This window comes from Arthrobacter sp. 2MCAF14 (assembly GCF_052115645.1).
Lineage (GTDB): Bacteria > Actinomycetota > Actinomycetes > Actinomycetales > Micrococcaceae > Arthrobacter.
In genome coordinates this window covers 25,461-42,406 of sequence record NZ_JBFRHB010000036.1, presented here as the reverse complement: position 1 = coordinate 42,406, position 16,946 = coordinate 25,461, and the positions used below count along the sequence as shown (strand labels likewise).

The window sequence follows — 16,946 nt, the reverse complement described above, 5'->3', positions numbered from 1 at the left end:
ACCCGCGAATGTCAGCCTGACACTGCAGTCGGAAAAACGACTCGCCCGCACAACACCACAACCGGCCGGTACACGATGAGCGGCCTCCGGAACAAAACCCAGGAGCCGCTCATCCATGCACTCTTGACAACCAGACCTACATATCAGTGTGTCAATGATTGACGGCCATGCCGTGGACTCGATACCGTCGAGTTTCCCCCTACTACACCCCAGGCAGTGCAAGGTCCCCACATGGATTCACCAGAAGCCCTCGTTTACATCATCGACGACGACCAGGAGCTGTGCGCCTCATTGGCCTGGTTGCTTGAATCCGTCAGCATCCAGTCCCGTAGCTTCTATGACGTAGCGTCGTTCCTGGCTGAGTACGACCCGGACCTTCCCTCCTGCCTGGTCCTGGATGTCCGGATGCCGAGGGCCGGCGGGTTTCAACTGCAAGAGACCCTTAACCAGATCGCTTCGCCGATACCTATCATTTTTGTTTCCGCCCACGGCGACATCAGGATGTCTGTGAAGGCCCTGCGCCAGGGAGCCGTCAATTTCCTGGAAAAACCGTACGATCCCCAGCTAATGCTCGACGTTGTCCAGGAGACACTTGAACTCGCCCGCGCACGCTTTGAATCCGACCGCGGCCGGCGGGAAATCGAGCAACGGATCGCCGGCCTGACGCCTCGCGAACGGGAGATTCTTGCCCTCGTTATCGACGGCCTGCCGAGCCAGAATATCGCTAGGAAGTTGGGGACCAGCGTGAAGACCATTGATGTCCACCGCACCCGAATCAAGGCGAAGACCGGCGCGGACAGTATCGCCACACTGGTGAGGGACATTCTGCAAAACAACGTCAGGGTCGCCTGAGGTCGAAGCCGGGCCTCGTGGGGTCTGAACGAACGAAGGAGCCCCGTGGCCGATCTGGATAGATCGAACACGGGGCTCCTCTGCGAAAGTCGGAACTCCTGCTTTCAGAACAGCTCGAGAACCAGCCTGGGGGATTTTGACCGGGAAACGCAAGCCGCGATCTGTTCGTTGGCTTTCTTTTCGCTGTTGGACATGCACTGGTCCCGGTGGTCCGGTTCGCCTTTCAGGACGCCCATGATGCATGTCCCGCAGATCCCTTCCTGACAGGATGTGTCCACTTCGACGCCGTTGTTGGCGAGGACTTGCACGATGGACTGACCAACGGGGACCTCGTAAACCTCGTCGTCGAGTTCCACCTCAAAGGGGGTATCGCCGGCTGTTTCCGCGGGCTCGCCGGCCTGGAAGTGCTCGATATGTACGTTGTCCTCGGGAATCACCGCAGTGGCGCTGTCCCGTACACGCTCCATGAACCCCTGGGGTCCACAGGTATACACGTGCGAGGCGGCGCTGAGGCCCGCGAATGCGCCGTCCAGCATGGCCGGCTGCTGGTCCCGCTGCAGCCCGAAGTGAAAATGGACGCGTTCGCCGAAACCGCTTCGCTTCTCAAGGAGTTCGCAGAACGCGGCTTCTTCACGGGAACGGGCAAAGTAGTGCAGCTCGAACTCTTCTCCTCTCCGGTGCAAGTGGTAGGCGATGCTGATCATCGGGGTGACGCCGATGCCGGCCGCCACGAGGATGTGCCGGTCGGCGTCCCCGGCGACGGAAAGGAGGTTGCGCGGTGCGCTGATCTCCAGCTCGTGACCGACCTCGACCTGGTCGTGGAGAGCCTGGGAACCGCCACGTGACTCCGGCTCCAGCTTGACTGCAACCATGTAGTCGTCAAGATCGTCCGGTGGACTGCACAGCGAGTACTGCCTGACAACGGCGGTCGGGCCGACGACGTCGATATGCGCCCCCGCCGGATAGGGATCGAACGGTGCCCCGTCCGCACGTTGGAGGCGGAAGGACTTGATGTTGCTTGTCTCCTCCAGTACTTCAGCTACGCGTACCTTGAACATGCCCATGGGGCAACGCTCCTTTCTTCTGTCAGCTTGTAAAAGGGCCTGGCCGGCGCTAGCGCATGTAGAGGCCGCCGTTGATGTCCCAGCAGGCTCCCGTGACGGAGGATGCGCCGGGGGAAGCCAAGAGGGCCACGGTGTCAGCGATGAACTCGGCGTCTCCGAAGCGGCCTACCGGAATGTTGGCCTTGATCGCGTCCAACTTGTCCGGGTCGACAGTTTCATAGACGACCGGCAGGTCTAGCGGCCCGGGGGATACGGCGTTGACGGTGACGCCCGAGGATGCGAACTCCCGGGCGAACACCTTGGTCAGGGTGGAGACACCGCCCTTGGCGGCTGCATAGTGAGCTCCGGTGGCGGTGCCGCCGTTGTGGCCTGCCAGAGAGTGGATGTTGATGATCCGGCCGAAGCCGCGGTCCCGGAAATGCGGACCGAACACCTGGCAGCCCAGGAAAGTGCCGCTGAGGTTGATCTCAACATTCGCGGAGAACTCCTCCGGAGTGATCTCCAGCAAAGGCGCGACTTGGGAACGTCCGGCATTGTTCACCAGCACATCCGTGCCGCCCCACTTTTCAACAATGAGGTCCCGAACGGCCTCGAAGTCGGCCTTTTTCCGGACATCCAGGGCGCCGGCCCAAACAGTTTCCCTGGAGGGGTCCAGGCTGTCCGCGATGGGTTGTACGGAGGCAGTGCTGGTGCCGGTGATGGCCACCTTGAAACCTTCCTTGTGCAGCTTGCGGGCGATGACTTCACCGAGACCGCGAGCGGCGCCGGTGACCAGTGCGACATGGTTTCCTGTGGGTCCGAAGTTCATGATGGTCCTAGAGGAGGAAGCCGGAGGCGTTGACGGCGGAATCGGAGTTGACCAGTCGGATGAGTTTGAGCTCGATCCGGGCATCGTCGCCGTTGAAGCGGATGCGGTGTGTGAGGTCGGCCCCGAGCATCTGGAACTTGTCGCGCTTGAAGCCCACCAGGACCTGCGCAGAGCGCAGGGTGACGGTGTCCGCGGTGATCTCTTCCACGGTGAAGCGGGAGATGGTTCGTGAGGTGCGGGCGGCAGCGACGGCGGACATCGAGTAGCCCTGCACGAGGCGCGTGACTCGCATGTGGCGCATCCGCGCGTCGTCGTACACCATGTTCAGTGACGATTCGAAGTTCTCTGTGTCAGGGTCGACAGGGATGACGTACTTGGCGTCCTCCGTGTACAGCGTCTGCCAGGATTCGTAGTCCTTGTCGTCAAGCAGCTGGGCCTCGCGCCAGATCAGCTCGATGGCACGGCCCACGAGGGGATCGGCGAGCCGGCCGAGACCCAACTCGTAGCGCTGGGGCGCTGGGCGGTTGTCGATCGCGGCCACTTCTTCGGCGGTGTCAGTTTTCATCGCTCATCATCCTTTTCCACATTGCGTACGATTCGCGCATGCCGGTTTCGTCCGTCACGTGCGAGGTCTTCCAGCCTTCGTCCACAGTCACCTCACGTCCCAAGCCACGGTTGACCAGGATCGGCATGTCCGGGTTCGCCACGGCGCCGCGCTGCACCCGGTCCCAAGCCTCGGAGTCATCGGACGTGCCGAAGCCGAACGGCCCCTGGAAGTGCTCGTGGATCCGCAGGCGCTCGCGGTTCACGCTGTCCGGGCCGCCTTCGAGGCCGAGCGCCATGTGCTGGATTTCCGTTTCGTTGACCGATATAGGGCGCAGGACCCGGAAGAAGGACATGGAGAGCGAAAGGTTCGGGAATATGTTCAGGTTGTATCCCGCGCCGTGCATGGAGCGAACGATGCGGCGGACCTGGTCCGGGGGCATGGTTTCGGAAAGCTCATCGATGATGTGGCGGAAGCGCTCCTGCAGTTCCTCGGTGCCGTCGTCCTCTTCCAGGTCCACGTGTTCGGGGACCATGATGGCGACGCTGTGCCCGTTGCCGAGGGCGTGGGTCACTGCCTTCTCGTCGGTCATGAAGGACAACATGTCCGCGGTTTCGGCGTCCACGGAGGCCATCCAGGAGCGGTGGACGATGGGGAAGTGGTAGCCGTCGGTGGTGTTTTCCAGCTGGATCTTCCAGTTGCCCTCGAAGCGGAACTTGTGCTCTCCCTGGACTTTGACGGGGAAGCCCGCGCCCTGCTTCATGAAGAGGTCGATCCAGATTTTCGCATCGCCGAGAAAGTCCTCGAGCGGCTCGATGTCGGGCTTGAAACTAGCGAAAATGAGGCCGTTGTAGCTCTCTACGCGCAGTCGCTGTAGTGGGAGGTCGCGCTTCTCGGTCACGCCCTCGTAGCCGTCCGGGTAAGGGATGCCGCGAAGGTTGCCCTCCAACGAGTAGGACCACGAGTGATACGGGCAGGTGAAGCCGTTCGCCTTGCCTTTCGGTACCTCGCAGACACTCGCGCCACGGTGGCGGCAGCGGTTAAGCAGGACGTTGAAGTTGCCCTTGCGGTCTCGGTTGACGATGACCGGCTGAAGGCCGATGTGCGACATCTTGAAGCTGCCTGCCTCCGGGATCTCGCTCTCGTGCGCTACCCAGACCCAGGTGCTGTAGAAGATCTTTTCTATCTCCCAGTCGAAGATCTCCGGGTCGGTGTAGAGCTGCGCGGCGACCCGGTCGTCTGCAGCCAGGCTGGCGAACCCGCCGGCCCTTTCTGAAGTTGGTGAAGTCATGGGGTGCTCCTTGGTGGTTTTCTCGGTGCTATGCATGGACTGGGTTGACGAGACCGGCGGTAAACAGCTTCTCGGTGCGGAAATGACAGATCCGGGCCATTCCGTCGCTGAGCTCGAAATCGACCGTGAGGCGGGCCGAGATCAGTTCCGTCCCGCCGCCGTCGTACTCCGAAATCTGCTGCATGATCCACTGGCCGCTGGCGGTGCCGCCAGCTGCAGCGACGCGGCCGTTACCGAGCAGATGGACGTTGCGTTTGAAATGCGGCGACGGCGGAAGAAAGTCCGCCAGCATCGCGAGGATCGCGGAGCGGCCCTCCAGACGTCCGAATTTCCCGGTGTATTCGGGGCCGATGCCTTCCCAGACCGCATGCTCGGTGAACAACGAAGCCATGTCCTCCCATGGGAAGGAATGCCGCGGGACGTCGCACAGGTCCAAGTAGCGGGAGAGCGTGGCCCGTGCCGCTTCCTGGAGTTCCAGCACGGCCAAGCGTTCGGCCAAGGTAGCTTCGGTGTCGTGTTCCATATGGCTAGCCAGCCGTTTTGACGTCGTCGCGGATGGTCAGGGCTCGGCCGATGCGTGCCTCGATCTTGGCGTACCGCCAGAGGGCATATTCGCCTACCATCGTCGTGCGGAAGAGGTTGCACGCCGCCTTAACAGTCTCCTGGGTATCGACGTCGGCCAGGATGTAGCACGTCCACGGCCAGCCGTCCGATGGTCCCACCAGGTGGGAATCGTCATCCATATTGCCGATGACCTCGACGCCGGGCATGCGCGCCAGGTCGGCCATCATGCCTGAGAAGGCAGTCCAGACAGTGCCGATTTCGCTCTTGGGTAGATCGAAGAAGTTCTGGTTGATGCCGATGCAGAACAGTACGCGCAGTGGCGGCGTGGTGGCGGTTTGGCTCATGTCAGCTCCTTGGGTCTTTGTGTCAGATGAAGGCGGGTATCGACGGCGGGACGTCCATCAGGACGGCGCCGGCTCCGTCGTAGATCCCGTCGCCGAGGAACGCATGCTGGGTGACCACTGAGGCGTCCCGCAGATAACGCTGCACCGGGTTGGAGTTGTAGATGGCCGCGGTTCCGGAGAGCGTGTAGGCAGTGTGCACTGCCTTCGCACCGACGCGGGCCACATGGGTGGACGCCAGGCGCAACAGCGCTTTTTGCTTATCCGTCGCCGGGTCGCCGGCCTCCACGGTGGCGTACACCTCGTCCGAAATCTCATAGAAGAACGCGCGGGCAGAGCGGAGCTCGGCTTCGGCCTTGGCAACGTCCATGCGGTAGTAGGCCCTGTCGGCAAGCTTGGGGGCGCCGGTAATGCCGGTGCGCCCGCTCCCTGTGCTGATTGCGTAGTCCAGAGCTGCGCGGCCTGCGCCGAGATTGACGACGGCGAGTACCTGGGCCGCGTAGGCAATCGCGGGGTAGCGGTACAACGGCTCATCAACGGTGACCTTGCCGCCACGGACAAAGGTCCATTCGTCCCTCACCACCTGGCCGTGGACCAGCAGGTCATGGCTGCCAGTGCCATTGAGGCCGATGACATCCCAATTCTCAACGATCTCGACTTGATCGGGACGCAACAGGGCAGTCAGCGGCTTGCCGTCAGTGTGCTCGTTGCCCACGAGTCCAACACCGAGGATGTCGGCGCCTTTGCAGCCACTGGAAAACTTCCATTCACCGGCTACGTTCCAGCCGCCGTCGACGCGCGCGGCTTTCTGGACGGGAAACAAGCCCCCGGCAAACGCCACATCGGGACCGTCGGCGTACAGTTCGGCCTGGGTCTCCAGGGGGAGGGCAGCCAAATAGACAGAAGAACCGAAGCTGGCCACCCAGCCTGCTGAGGCATCCACAGCCGAGATTTGCTCGATGATCCGAAGGAACAGGCTCGGCGGGAGGGCGTCGCCGCCGAAGCGTTGGGGAGTGGCGGCCCGGTAGATGCCCAACTTCTTGAATTCCGAGATGATGTCCCTGGGGACAAATCTATTTTCTCCGAATTCTTCTCGGCGCTGGGCAATAAGCTTGAGCACGTTGTCGAGCGTGGTTTGCGGAGCCCTAGCCAGAACGTCGGTCATCGAATTTCTCCAATCGATACTGCTGACAAATTGTTTCTGGGATTTAACCTATTTGTGGGGGCAGTTGCCTTCAATCGGTGATTCGTACCCGTGAACCGAGGAAATGCCAGTGGAGAGTAAGGGAAATACCTATGCGGGAAATGGCGTCCACGCGCTAAAATCGTGTGTGCCTATTTCCCTGCCAGGCGAACCCCAGGGCCGGACTGCCGAGCCTGGAGACGCGGGTCCCCCTCCGTCCACGCAGCCGGGCCCCGCCGCCGAGGATTATGAACGCCTTGTCCAGTCGCTGAGTTACTGCATCCTGATCCATGACGCCGTCACCAAGGACATCCTCTGGGCCAACCAGGCTGCCTGCGACATGCTGGGCTTCACCTTGGAGGAATTGAAACCACTCAAGGCGCCGGACATGAGCAGCGCGGATTCCCGATTCCGCCGCTCGGTGGGTGTGCAATGGCTTCAGGACGCGGCCGACCACGGAATCAGCAGAACCGAGTGGATGTACCGGTCCAAGACGGGGCGGGAATTCCTGACTGAAGCCATTGCAGTCCGGGTCGAACTGACAGCCGGCGAGGCCATCATGGTTCAGTTCCGGGACATTGAAAAAGAAGAGTCCCTGAAATCGGAGCTACAGAGGACAGAGGGGCGTTTGCAGGCATTCCTGCGGCGCATGGCTGAGGGTATCCTCGTGCTGGACGGGGATGGCCGGATCACTTTCGCCAGTGGAGCAGCAGCGGGTCAGCTGGGTCACGCGGTGAACGAACTGCTCGGGGAGAATTTCGTTGAACTCTGCGCCGTCTCCTCCAGGCCTGCCCTGGAGAAAGCTCTCGCCAGGGACCCCGCTGACGGATCCTCCTTGAGTCTGCGCGTCGAAGTTGCGCATCCCGACGGTGCCAACAAATGGTTCGGCGTCAGCTGCCAGTACCTAGCACTTGAAAAGGACCTCAGCGGTGCCATGCTGCTGCTCCAGGACATCACAGAGCAGGTTGCGGCCGAAGAAGAGCACCGGCGGGATCTTGAGCACCTGAATTACCTGGGACGGTACAACGCGATGGGCGATATGGCCATGGCGATCGCCCACGAGCTCGGCCAGCCACTTGCGGCAGCAACGAATTTCGTGGAGGGTGTGTCCCGTCGAGTGAGGGATCCAGAGAGAAGCATCAATGATCTTAGTTATGGGCTGGATAATGCCCGGCTGCAAATCGACCGGGCAAACCAGATTGTGAAGAGCCTGCGCGATTTCGTCGTGCAGCTGGAGCATTCCGAACAAGTGGTGGACCTGAATGAAATTGTCAGGGATTGCCTGTACTTCATCCGGTTGCGGGCCGATCAACACGAGACGGAATTGCAGCTGGTCATGAGCGAGATCCCGATCTGGATCCGCTGCGAGAAAGTCCTCACGGGGCAGGTGATCCTGAACCTTTGCCACAATGCCATCGACGAGATGTCTGGCTGGCCGCAGCGCGAGCGGCACGTCGTCATCACGACTTGCGCTAGCGAGACTGCCGGTGTTTTCCGAGTGGCTGATCGAGGCAAAGGCCTGTCCCACATCCCGGAGGGCCGCATCTTCGACGGAGCTTTCACTTCGAAGTCCACCGGAAGCGGCATTGGCCTAGCTCTCAGCCACCGCATTATCACGCGCCAGCACGGCCGAATCTACGCCGTGGAAAATGAGTCCAGGGGCGCCTCGTTCACGTTCGAGTTGCCTTTGGCCCGAGACTTTGGCGCATGACGTGACAGCCAGTCGGCCGATTTTTGGGATTCGACGTCATGGACCCTTGAGCTGTGGGGCGCTCAAGGGTCCATGACGTCGGGTTTACGTTTGCGATGCTCGTTGGGTCCTAATGCTTAGGAACCTGCTAGCGCGATGAGGGAGCTTTTGGCGGCAGAACTTTCCTCGACCGCGGCCAGGATGCGTTGAACGGACAGGCCGTCGTCGAATGACGGCGAGGGCTCGGTGCCGTTTCCAACCGCAATGAGGAAGTCGCGGATTTCGTGGGTAAAGGTGTGTTCCCAACCGATAATGTGACCTTGCGGCCACCAAGCGTTCATATAGGGGTGTTCGGGTTCGGTGACGAGGATGCGCCTGAAGCCTTGTTCCCTCACGGGAATGGTGGCATCGAGGAAGGCGAGTTCGTTGAGTTTTTCGAGGTCGAAAAGCAAGGCACCCTTGTCCCCATAGATTTCGAGCTTGAGGGAGTTCTTCTGCCCGGTCGCCATGCGTGACGCTTCCACAGAAGCGATTGCCCCGGACCCGAGGCTCAGGGTGGCCCATGCGGCGTCGTCAACAGTCACATCTTCGGGACCATTTATTCCCGGGCGGCTGGTCACGAAAGTGTGCAGTCGTCCCGAGGCTTCGGTGACGGAATCGCCGAGCAAGAACAGTACTTGATCGATAGCGTGCGAGGCGATGTCGCCCAGGGCGCCGGAGCCTGCGGTGTCCTTGCTAAGGCGCCAGGTCATGGGGGATCGGGCGTCGCTAAGCCTCCTTCGAGCACTGTCGAACGATAGTCGACATCTTCTGTGCGACTCCGTTTTGCTAGGTGACTGTGGTAGTCCTTGATGTGGATTCCGGCCACGCGGCTTGCGTACTCGGCTACGATGTGCGCCGGATTTACCCCGGTCCATGCCAAGTGGCCGGCGTCGGGGCCGAAGCTGAGCAAGCGGTCATCGACGGTGTCGAGGACGAAGCGCGCCTCGTCAACAGTCTCGATCCAAGTACCAATGTGGGGGTGGAGCGCGGGCACCGCACCCTCGCCGGCCATAATAGTTGCGGCTTCCGCGAGATAGTCACGAACAGCCTCAAGGCGGGCGGCGTTGAAGTCGAATCCAACTCCCGGATGAGCGACCCGCGGAGCTTCCTTGTCCATGCCCATCGCCAGGAACACGAGGGGTTCGCCCACCCCGACGTTGTTTGCGGCTGTTACCCGTGCACGTTCCATAAACGGCTGCCTGGCGGCCGCGTCTTCGAACCACGGCATGGGGACATAGCCCGGGCCTGGCCTGATCCCTGCGCGAGCGAGCTGTTCCCGATACTCACGCGGTGTTGTTCCGGCCGGAACCTCAGTCTTGATGGCGGTAAAGCTGCTGGCCGCGATGACCGGTAGTCTCCGGTCAAGGGGTGGTGCCTGCCCTGGGTCGATCCAGCCGTCGTCGGTTGCAAGCCATTGGATGGGATTGAGAGCGAATTGGCTCTGGGAAATGTCCATGGGCATCCCTCTTAGCCCTCTTAGCGCGACGCGGCTTCCAGACCGAAGTTAGCGGTAAACCATCGGCCGCAAAGATCGATGCTCTCTTCCGGGGCTTCGGTTGTGCCGCGGTCCACTTCTACGACCACCCATCCTGCGAAGTCATCACCGGCGGCGGCCAGGATTCCAGGAATGTCCGCGTCGCCGGTTCCCGGTTCAGTCCAGATCCCTGCACAGACCGTGGATCGGTAGTCGATGTCCTCGGTGCGGCTCCTCAGTGCGAGATCCAGTCGGTAGTCCTTGATGTGGATCCCGGCGACTCGGGTGCGGTATTCGGCGATGATCAGGGCGGGATCGATGCTCGTCCAGGCAAAGTGTCCGGCGTCGGGGCCGAATTTAAGGATCTTCTCGTCGACAGTATCCAGGACGAAGCGGGCGTCGTCTGCGGTTTCCACCCAGGTTCCGATGTGCGGGTGCAGGGCAGCAACGCCGCCTTCCGCGGTGATGATCTCAGCAGCCTTGGCGAGGTAGTCCCGGACCTGTTCCAGCCGTGATGGGTTATGGTCGTGCCCGACGGCGGGATGTGCCACTCGCGGCGCGTCACGTTGCATACCCATTGCCAAGAAGAGCAGATCATTGCCAAGCTCGACATTGTTGGCGGCCAGTATCTTGGCCCGTTCGAGGTATTGCGCCCTGTCGGCGGATTGCTCCTCCCAGGGTATTCCGATGTATCCCGGACCCGGCCGAATACCGGCGGCTTTAAGGGCCTGCGCATATTCGGCCACGCTGGAGCCGGACGGAACCTCGGATTGGATCGCGGTGAAGCCGGCGGCAGCAATCCTGGCAAGGCGATCGGGGAGCGCGGGTGCTAGGCCGGGGTTGATCCATCCGTCATCCGTGGCGACCCACTGGAGCGGATTGATGGCGAACTGGCTGGGGGAGATAGGCAAAATGAAAACTCTTTTCGATGGTGTGGGGCCGAAGCCTGGGTCAGGAATTGAAAAGCGGTGCCGGACGCTCGGTCCAGCTCTCAAGGATGATGGTTTGCTGGGCGGCTGCTGCCTCGTCGATCGCGAGCATGGCGTCCAGGACGTGGAAGGCGAAGCCTGAACTGGCCCGATGCGGTCCGCCGGCAAGTGCTCCAGCAAGATCATTCACCCCGAGTCCACGGCGGTGCTGCTCTGGCGTGCCGACGGCCCCGAACAGGGGTGTCACAGGTTCAAGAACCTGCCACTCGCTGTGCTCGCGCCGCTTAAGCCGTACATCGCCGTCGAAGGTATTTGGGTCGTTGAGGCTCAGTGTTCCTTCGGTTCCGTAGATTTCGATCCTGGGCAGGGTCGTGTCCCAGACATCGAAGCTCATGAGGATCGTCCCGATGGCGCCGGAGGCGAACGAGAAGACCGCCGATGCGTGCGTGTTGACGGTGACCGGGATTTCGTCCACGGCCCGGTCTGGTGCCGTGACAATTCTCGTTTCGGACCCGATGCGTGCGTCTGCGCTTACTCGGCGGATCGGACCGAGGCAGTTCACGAGGGCTGCGATGTAGTACGGTCCCATGTCCATGACCGGTCCGCCTCCCTGTTCGAAGAGGAAGCCGGGGCTGGGGTGCCAGGTTTCCGCCCGAGAAGAGCGGACGAAGGCGCTTGCTCCGATCGGTGTGCCGATGTAGCCGGAGTCTATGGCGTGCCGGGCCGTCTGCCCTGCGCTGCCCAGGAACGTGTCCGGTGCGGAACCGAGAATGCCGGGATTCTCGCGTTCGGCCTTCAGCATGAGCAGCCCATCCTCGCGGGTTGTCGCCAGGGGCTTCTCCACGTAGACGCTCTTCCCGGCCTCCAGCGCCTGGATGACAGTCCTGGCGTGCAGATTCGGCGGTGTCAAGTTGATGACGACGTCGATGCTGCCGTCGGCAAGGAGCGCATCTGCGCTGCCGGAACGCGGCACGGCGAATTCCGCGGCAAGCGAGGCTGCCCGCGCATGGTCTATGTCGGCTATGTATCCGACCTTTAGTTCGGCGTACTTTTGCAGACCTTGCATGTATCGCGCGGAGATATTCCCGGCGCCCACGATGCCGATGTTAAGAGTCAACTGATCTTCCTTTCAATAGGCTGGAAAGCCACTATCGGCAGGCTATCCGTGGTGATCTTTGCGCCACAAGATGCCGATTTAAGTCCGATCGTCGGACTTAAACTGCTGATCTGGGTCATAATAGTTTCATGAATGGACTACCCACGGATCGATCGCCGGCCAATACGATCCTGCGCCTCGTGGCAGCAGGCGTCGTGTCCAGCCGTGCCCAGGCCGCGCGGGTGACTGGGATGGCAAGGTCGACTATCGGCCTTCATGTGGACCAAATGCTCCGCGACGGAGTTCTGGCTGAGACTGAGGAGCCCCAAGGCGCCAGAGGCCGACCGGCAAAGGAACTAACAGTCGGAAAGGGGGCAGGCTACGTGGTGGATGTGATCTTTGATCGCACCAATACATGTGTGGCAATATCCGACGCCAGCGCCGCAATCGTAGATTCGCGCGTCATCGAGATCCTCCTGAATCCTGATCCCGAAGCTGTGCTGCAAAGAGTCTTTGACGCCGCGGACGAGCTCTTGGCCGGCCAGGGCCTGGAACTCGCCGACATCCGCCAGGTCATCGCCAGCGTCCCCGCGCCCGTCGACTTCCATAAAGGAGTCACCGCGCATCGAACCATCATGGCCGGCTGGGAGAGGATCCAGATCGCCGGAATCCTCAGTGAGCATTTCGATTGTCCGGCACTCATGGACAACGACGCGAACCTCATGGCGCTGGGGGCTGCCACAACCCTGCATGCGGATGAGCTGCCTCTGCTGCATTTGCAGATTTCAACGGGGATCGGTGCAGGACTCATCACTTCCGACGCGAAGATCCACCGCGGCGCCGATGGGTCCGCGGGCGACATCGGTCACTTACGCATTGACAGTCGGTCTGAGGCGCGCTGCCAATGCGGCAAGGTTGGCTGCATTGGTGCATATGCAAGTCTCCATGCCGTGATGTCCCAGCTCGGCATAGAACGGGGCACTGACGCTGACCCGCGGGCTGACCGAAAAGCGCTGATGCAGCTTGTCCGACGCGCCGATCCCGCTGCTACGGCGGCGCTGCGCGATGCCGCCGTGCATTTGGGACACTTGACGGCAATTCTGGTGGACATGTTCAACCCCAGGACGATCGTCCTTGGCGGGGCGATGGTTGAACTCAGCGACGATGTGCTCTCAACCATTAGGGGCGTCGTGTACCAAGAGGCGATGTCCATCGCTACCCGCCGGTTGGTGATCAGTCCGTCGCGCCTGGGTAACAAGGCGGCCCTGGTAGGGGCTGCGCGTCTGGGAGCGGATGAGCTGCTCGAAGCCTTTCCCCGAACTGTCGCCCATCTCGTCCGCCACGCGGATGCGGTCCACTAGGACGGGATAAGCGAAAGGGATGCTGCTGACAACGTGTCCTTTCGTATGGAGCCGGACTGCAGGACCATCCGAATGTGTTCCGGCCTGGCCAGTGCGGCAATGTCGTCCAGCGGATTGACGTCCGTGACCACGAGGTCGGCCAGTTTTCCGGCTTCCACTGTTCCCACGGCGTTGTCGATGCCCAGCAGCCGGGCCCCGTTCAGGGTTCCGGCTGTGATCGCCTGGAGTTCACTCATTCCTAGCTGCACGAGGTATGACAGTTCCATGAGGTTGAGGCCGTGGGGGCTAACTCCTGCATCGGTACCCATGGCTATCGACACACCGCGGCTGATGGCCAAGGCGATGTTTTGGCGCGTGTTGTCGGCCCACCGGGACTTCTTCTTGAAGTGAGCAGCCGTCATTTTGGCCGGGTCCAGCGGATGGAATGCCGTGGCCAGTGTGGGAACCAGGAACGTCCCGTTGGCTAGGGCAAGATCGCAAGCTTCGTCCGTCATGCCGTAGCCGTGTTCCACGCTGGCGACGGCGCCCCGAAGCGCGTTGAGGATTCCAGCGGTGCCCTGCGCGTGAGCTGCGACTTTCTTCCCGCGGTGCCTGCGGGCTTCATCCACCACGGCCCGGATTTCCGCTTCGCTGAGGTCCTCGTCGTCGGGGTCGTCATGAGGGCTGCCCATGCCACCTGTCGCACAGATCTTCACGACGTCGGCGCCTTCCCGCAGAATGGTGCGAACGGCGACGCGCGCTGAGAGTTCATCGTCTGCCAGAATCGTGAAGTGACTGGTTGCGTTATGGCCGTCGGGTCCCGTGGCATCACAGTGTCCGCCCGTGTGTCCAATGATGCGACCGGCCGTAAGAAGTCGGGGAGCTTCGATCAGGCCCAACTCCTGTGCTCTGGCGTAGCCTGCCGAAAGCCCGCCGAGATCCCGTACGGCAGTGATGCCGGCGTGCACGGTCCGGCGCATCCTCTCGGCCACCTGAAAGGCCGTCAGCGCTTGGTCAGCCGCGGGACTATTAGTCTTGGGCCCGAACAGAAAATGGACATGCGCGTCGATGAAGCCCGGCAAAAGCGCCATGCCCTGCAGGTCCAATACGGCAGCACCCAGAGACTCCGGGGCGAGTTCCGCCGGTCCGGCGTAAGTGATCCTCCCGTCGCCGTCAACAGTCACAGTGGCGTCCGGCAACGGTGCCATTCCGGTTCCGTCGATCAGGAGGGCGTGCTCGAAACGTCTAACTGCGCAGGTCATTTGCTGTGGTCCTTCCGACCGAACTTCTTTCATCGACTCGGGGGTCGCCATATCGGCAACGTCCAGAACGCCGTCAATTAAGGAGTCTAAATCTTTCATTTCGGCAAACAAGATGCCGATTTAAGTTCGATTTAGTACATAATTTGGCTGGCCTGGTCCGGGGAGGCGGACTGTTGGGGTGACTGTGAGGGCGCGGGGATGGCCTCTTGCCTTGGAACTTTGTACCAGGGCCGTACCGGGGCCGGACTGGGCCGTACTCGGTATGTTTTCTGGAGTTCCCTGTGATTTCAAGGGGTGGAATGCGGTTCGAGTCCCACCTCGGGCACGTGTTTCCGCAGGTCAGGGGGCCTATTTGGTCCCTGACTGTGCACAAACCAGGTTTTTCGGGCCCCTTCGGGGGCTTGTTGTGGTCCTCTGCCTCGCCTACCCTGGATGGGGGAGTGTTCTGTGGTCTTGCTTCTTCATGGGCAGGGTGAGGACCGGACTACATGACTTCCGCGTGAATGGGTGGCATTGGGTTCTTTGCCCGGACGCGGTTGGCATGGCGCAACGTGGGCTGGGTCGGTTGGCATGTCCCGTCGGTCAGCGGCTGATTGGCTGCGAAACGGTGGCCGTTACCGCCATGAGACACTCCCGCCGGTGTTGGGGATGGCCGCTATCCAGGTTTGGCCGCGCACCAGAGGTACGTCGCGTCCGGTGGCGTCCGTGAAGCTGATCTGGGCTGCCCGGTCGGCTTTGTGCCAGGCGACGACTTGGGCGGTCCCGTTTTGAAAAATGGTCGCCTTGCCGGTGCCTGTTGTCGTTATATCCTCGTGGCCGCTATCTGGCTGGATCAATTTCATTTCGACCTGCATGGCGATAACGACACTTGGTGTCAGTTGCCCTTTTTCACGGTCGAGGTGGGGTGCTCCGGCCAGCGATCGGGCATAGGTATTTGTCGTCTTGTTATAGGCATAGCTGGTGTTATATAGCTGTCCGCCGAAGTCGATGGTGATTGCTGTCGCCGTTGGTGCTTCGCTTGGTTTGCCGTCGACGCGGGTAAAGCCCGTGAAATGCGACTCGTTGTACCCTTTTGCGTGATTAAGGGCATCGAGCTTTTCGAAACTCGTGTAGATGTTGTGCGGGGCGTCGCGATCTGCCGCGCGCCAGTAGCTGTCGGCGTTGAAGAACTGATCGATGTCGCGGTAGCTGCCGTTTCGCACCTCAGCGAGAGCGTCTGCGCTGCCGCCAACGTGCGCCACGCTGGCGTTGTATGGTGCGAGCCAATCAAGGAAGTAGATGCGGAGGCTTCGCACTGGCCCAGCTATCAGTGGCTTATCCTGTTGATGCATCGTCAGAAATCGAGTGATGCCGCCCTCGGCGATCGCCTCGTAGACCACGCCGGCATCTTTGATCCCTGATTGCGGACGCGCATCCGGACTATTTTCGATCATTATCGCCGTGACGGCCTGTTTCGTTTCCGCTTCATCAGCGACTTGTTCACCCGTGAGTGGTGAATAATACTTGCCGCTGCTTTCCGGCACCGGTTTTTGTTGGAGGAGCGTAAGCGCGACGGTACCGGCAATCGCGACGAGGAAGCCCGCGGCAAGGAACGCTGCGACGCGATGGTGGTGAATCCAGCCAGTGACCCGCGCCCACGCCGTTGGTTTTTGTACGTCCTTGTTCATGCTAGCGGCGACTATGGCAGTGGTGTCTCGCCTGTGCCCTGGTCTTCTTCGCCGCCAGGTCCGCTGCCCGCGTCATCAATGTCACCCTCGCCGATACCCAGGGCGTTCCGAACCTGGGCAGGATCTGTTTCATCGGGGAACGGCTCGGTCTCACGCCCTTCCTCGGCGCGTGCGGGCTGATTGCCTTTGACCATTCCTCGGGTTTCTTGCTTCATCTTCTCGTCCAGATGCGGGCTGTGCTTGGTATTGCCCCGTTCGGCGGTCATGAGATTTCCTTCCAATGCAGACAGTGCTACACGCGGGTTAATCCATAGTCCACACCCTAGCATCGCCTCTTGGACCGATGAAGATGGCCTGCTAAACCAGCGAAGGACGAGGGAAGAAGCACTTCGACAAACGACACTCTCATCAGGCAGCGTGAATTTGTTGACGCCCACGATGGTGCCGGCTTCCTCGAGTGCATCCAGTGCACGTTTCTTGCGTCTGTGGTCCAGGCCTAGTTTTGTCTCCACGGCCTCGGCGTTGATGACGGCCCGCTGCATGTCCAGAATGTTGTCGGGCGTGGGGTTGTCTGCCGCGGCGAGGGCCGTTTCCATGGCGCGGAGGTTGCGGACAACGAGGGTGGCGTTCGCGCGGTCTTCGACGCCGAGCTCCGCTTCGCCCAGGCTCCGGGCACTGGCGCTCAGATTTTCGATCATCGCCTTTCAGTCACGGGGGACCAGCGCGCCACGTGTTCCGCGTCAGTTGGCGACGACGCGGACAGCGCCATGCTCGAGCTCAAGGACCACGCGTGGTGGGG

At 61.3% G+C, this 16,946-nt stretch carries 16 protein-coding genes and 1 pseudogene; 3 read left to right on the top strand and 14 right to left on the bottom strand.

Translation table 11 applies throughout. The annotated features are described in order from the left end of the window. Nucleotides 1–231: 231 nt before the first annotated feature. Entirely contained in the window at nt 232–852 is a 621-nt protein-coding gene (locus AB4074_RS20250; protein WP_441414994.1) for a response regulator transcription factor, read from the top strand. A gap of 104 nt (nt 853–956) precedes the next feature. Here AB4074_RS20250 and AB4074_RS20245 read toward each other — a convergent pair whose 3' ends face one another. The 7 genes from AB4074_RS20245 to AB4074_RS20215 are packed head-to-tail and all read right to left on the bottom strand — an operon-like array spanning nt 957 to nt 6,629. Beyond that, nucleotides 957–1,916 carry a PDR/VanB family oxidoreductase gene (locus tag AB4074_RS20245; RefSeq protein WP_441414993.1) on the bottom strand — a complete coding sequence of 320 codons (960 nt, stop codon included), beginning with the start codon at nt 1,914–1,916 and terminating at the stop codon, nt 957–959. 49 nt (nt 1,917–1,965) lie between these two features. Then, complete coding sequence (locus AB4074_RS20240; RefSeq protein WP_441414992.1) at nt 1,966–2,724, bottom strand: SDR family NAD(P)-dependent oxidoreductase; 759 nt, start codon at nt 2,722–2,724, stop codon at nt 1,966–1,968. 7 nt (nt 2,725–2,731) lie between these two features. Further along, nucleotides 2,732–3,289: an aromatic-ring-hydroxylating dioxygenase subunit beta gene (locus tag AB4074_RS20235; RefSeq protein ID WP_441414991.1), complete on the bottom strand. Its 558-nt coding sequence runs from the start codon at nt 3,287–3,289 to the stop codon at nt 2,732–2,734. Then, on the bottom strand, nt 3,279–4,559 hold the full coding sequence (locus AB4074_RS20230; RefSeq protein WP_441414990.1) for an aromatic ring-hydroxylating oxygenase subunit alpha: 1,281 nt from the start codon (nt 4,557–4,559) through the stop codon (nt 3,279–3,281). Before AB4074_RS20230 ends, AB4074_RS20235 begins: the two co-directional genes overlap by 11 nt. Before the next feature lie 28 nt (nt 4,560–4,587). Then, nucleotides 4,588–5,082: a nuclear transport factor 2 family protein gene (locus AB4074_RS20225; protein ID WP_441414989.1), complete on the bottom strand. Its 495-nt coding sequence runs from the start codon at nt 5,080–5,082 to the stop codon at nt 4,588–4,590. A gap of 4 nt (nt 5,083–5,086) precedes the next feature. Further along, nucleotides 5,087–5,467 carry a hypothetical protein gene (locus tag AB4074_RS20220; protein WP_441414988.1) on the bottom strand — a complete coding sequence of 127 codons (381 nt, stop codon included), beginning with the start codon at nt 5,465–5,467 and terminating at the stop codon, nt 5,087–5,089. Nucleotides 5,468–5,489: 22 nt separating this feature from the next. After that, the gene (locus tag AB4074_RS20215; RefSeq protein WP_441414987.1) at nt 5,490–6,629 is read right to left on the bottom strand and encodes an acyl-CoA dehydrogenase family protein; all 1,140 of its coding nucleotides are present in this window, start codon (nt 6,627–6,629) and stop codon (nt 5,490–5,492) included. Nucleotides 6,630–6,795: 166 nt separating this feature from the next. On the opposite strand from AB4074_RS20215, the gene AB4074_RS20210 reads away from it, so the two are divergent. Continuing rightward, nucleotides 6,796–8,358: a PAS domain S-box protein gene (locus AB4074_RS20210; RefSeq protein ID WP_441414986.1), complete on the top strand. Its 1,563-nt coding sequence runs from the start codon at nt 6,796–6,798 to the stop codon at nt 8,356–8,358. 116 nt (nt 8,359–8,474) lie between these two features. On the opposite strand, the pseudogene AB4074_RS20205 reads toward AB4074_RS20210, so the two are convergent. From AB4074_RS20205 to AB4074_RS20190, 4 genes and pseudogenes are all read right to left on the bottom strand, one after another. Continuing rightward, nucleotides 8,475–9,110 (bottom strand): annotated as a pseudogene (locus AB4074_RS20205) (Gfo/Idh/MocA family protein); the annotation flags it as partial. Continuing rightward, complete coding sequence (locus AB4074_RS20200; protein ID WP_441414985.1) at nt 9,086–9,835, bottom strand: sugar phosphate isomerase/epimerase family protein; 750 nt, start codon at nt 9,833–9,835, stop codon at nt 9,086–9,088. The gene AB4074_RS20200 and the pseudogene AB4074_RS20205, both read right to left, overlap by 25 nt. Before the next feature lie 20 nt (nt 9,836–9,855). Beyond that, entirely contained in the window at nt 9,856–10,764 is a 909-nt protein-coding gene (locus tag AB4074_RS20195) for a sugar phosphate isomerase/epimerase family protein (protein WP_441414984.1), read from the bottom strand. Between the two features lie 40 nt (nt 10,765–10,804). Then, complete coding sequence (locus AB4074_RS20190; protein ID WP_441414983.1) at nt 10,805–11,899, bottom strand: Gfo/Idh/MocA family protein; 1,095 nt, start codon at nt 11,897–11,899, stop codon at nt 10,805–10,807. Nucleotides 11,900–12,027: 128 nt separating this feature from the next. Here AB4074_RS20190 and AB4074_RS20185 point away from each other — a divergent pair, with 128 nt between their 5' ends. Then, a complete protein-coding gene (locus AB4074_RS20185; protein WP_441414982.1) occupies nt 12,028–13,239 on the top strand; it encodes an ROK family protein in 1,212 nt (403 codons plus the stop codon). Here AB4074_RS20185 and AB4074_RS20180 read toward each other — a convergent pair. The 3 genes from AB4074_RS20180 to AB4074_RS20170 form a co-directional block, all read right to left on the bottom strand. Beyond that, a complete protein-coding gene (locus AB4074_RS20180) occupies nt 13,236–14,480 on the bottom strand; it encodes an amidohydrolase family protein (protein ID WP_441414981.1) in 1,245 nt (414 codons plus the stop codon). The genes AB4074_RS20185 and AB4074_RS20180 overlap by 4 nt on opposite strands. 614 nt (nt 14,481–15,094) lie before the next feature. Continuing rightward, nucleotides 15,095–16,147, bottom strand: coding sequence for a DUF3048 domain-containing protein (locus tag AB4074_RS20175; protein ID WP_441414980.1), 1,053 nt, complete (start codon nt 16,145–16,147; stop codon nt 15,095–15,097). 11 nt (nt 16,148–16,158) lie between these two features. Then, entirely contained in the window at nt 16,159–16,845 is a 687-nt protein-coding gene (locus AB4074_RS20170) for a hypothetical protein (protein ID WP_441414979.1), read from the bottom strand. Nucleotides 16,846–16,946 lie beyond the last annotated feature (101 nt).

Bases quoted from the DNA above. Each gene is read 5' to 3' on its own strand.
- AB4074_RS20250 (WP_441414994.1), top strand. From the start codon at position 232: ATGGATTCACCAGAAGCCCTCGTTTACATCATCGACGACGACCAGGAG.
- AB4074_RS20245 (WP_441414993.1), bottom strand. From the start codon at position 1,916: ATGGGCATGTTCAAGGTACGCGTAGCTGAAGTACTGGAGGAGACAAGC.
- AB4074_RS20240 (WP_441414992.1), bottom strand. From the start codon at position 2,724: ATGAACTTCGGACCCACAGGAAACCATGTCGCACTGGTCACCGGCGCC.
- AB4074_RS20235 (WP_441414991.1), bottom strand. From the start codon at position 3,289: ATGAAAACTGACACCGCCGAAGAAGTGGCCGCGATCGACAACCGCCCA.
- AB4074_RS20230 (WP_441414990.1), bottom strand. From the start codon at position 4,559: ATGACTTCACCAACTTCAGAAAGGGCCGGCGGGTTCGCCAGCCTGGCT.
- AB4074_RS20225 (WP_441414989.1), bottom strand. From the start codon at position 5,082: ATGGAACACGACACCGAAGCTACCTTGGCCGAACGCTTGGCCGTGCTG.
- AB4074_RS20220 (WP_441414988.1), bottom strand. From the start codon at position 5,467: ATGAGCCAAACCGCCACCACGCCGCCACTGCGCGTACTGTTCTGCATC.
- AB4074_RS20215 (WP_441414987.1), bottom strand. From the start codon at position 6,629: ATGACCGACGTTCTGGCTAGGGCTCCGCAAACCACGCTCGACAACGTG.
- AB4074_RS20200 (WP_441414985.1), bottom strand. From the start codon at position 9,835: ATGGACATTTCCCAGAGCCAATTCGCTCTCAATCCCATCCAATGGCTT.
- AB4074_RS20185 (WP_441414982.1), top strand. From the start codon at position 12,028: ATGAATGGACTACCCACGGATCGATCGCCGGCCAATACGATCCTGCGC.
- AB4074_RS20180 (WP_441414981.1), bottom strand. From the start codon at position 14,480: ATGACCTGCGCAGTTAGACGTTTCGAGCACGCCCTCCTGATCGACGGA.
- AB4074_RS20175 (WP_441414980.1), bottom strand. From the start codon at position 16,147: ATGAACAAGGACGTACAAAAACCAACGGCGTGGGCGCGGGTCACTGGC.
- AB4074_RS20170 (WP_441414979.1), bottom strand. From the start codon at position 16,845: ATGATCGAAAATCTGAGCGCCAGTGCCCGGAGCCTGGGCGAAGCGGAG.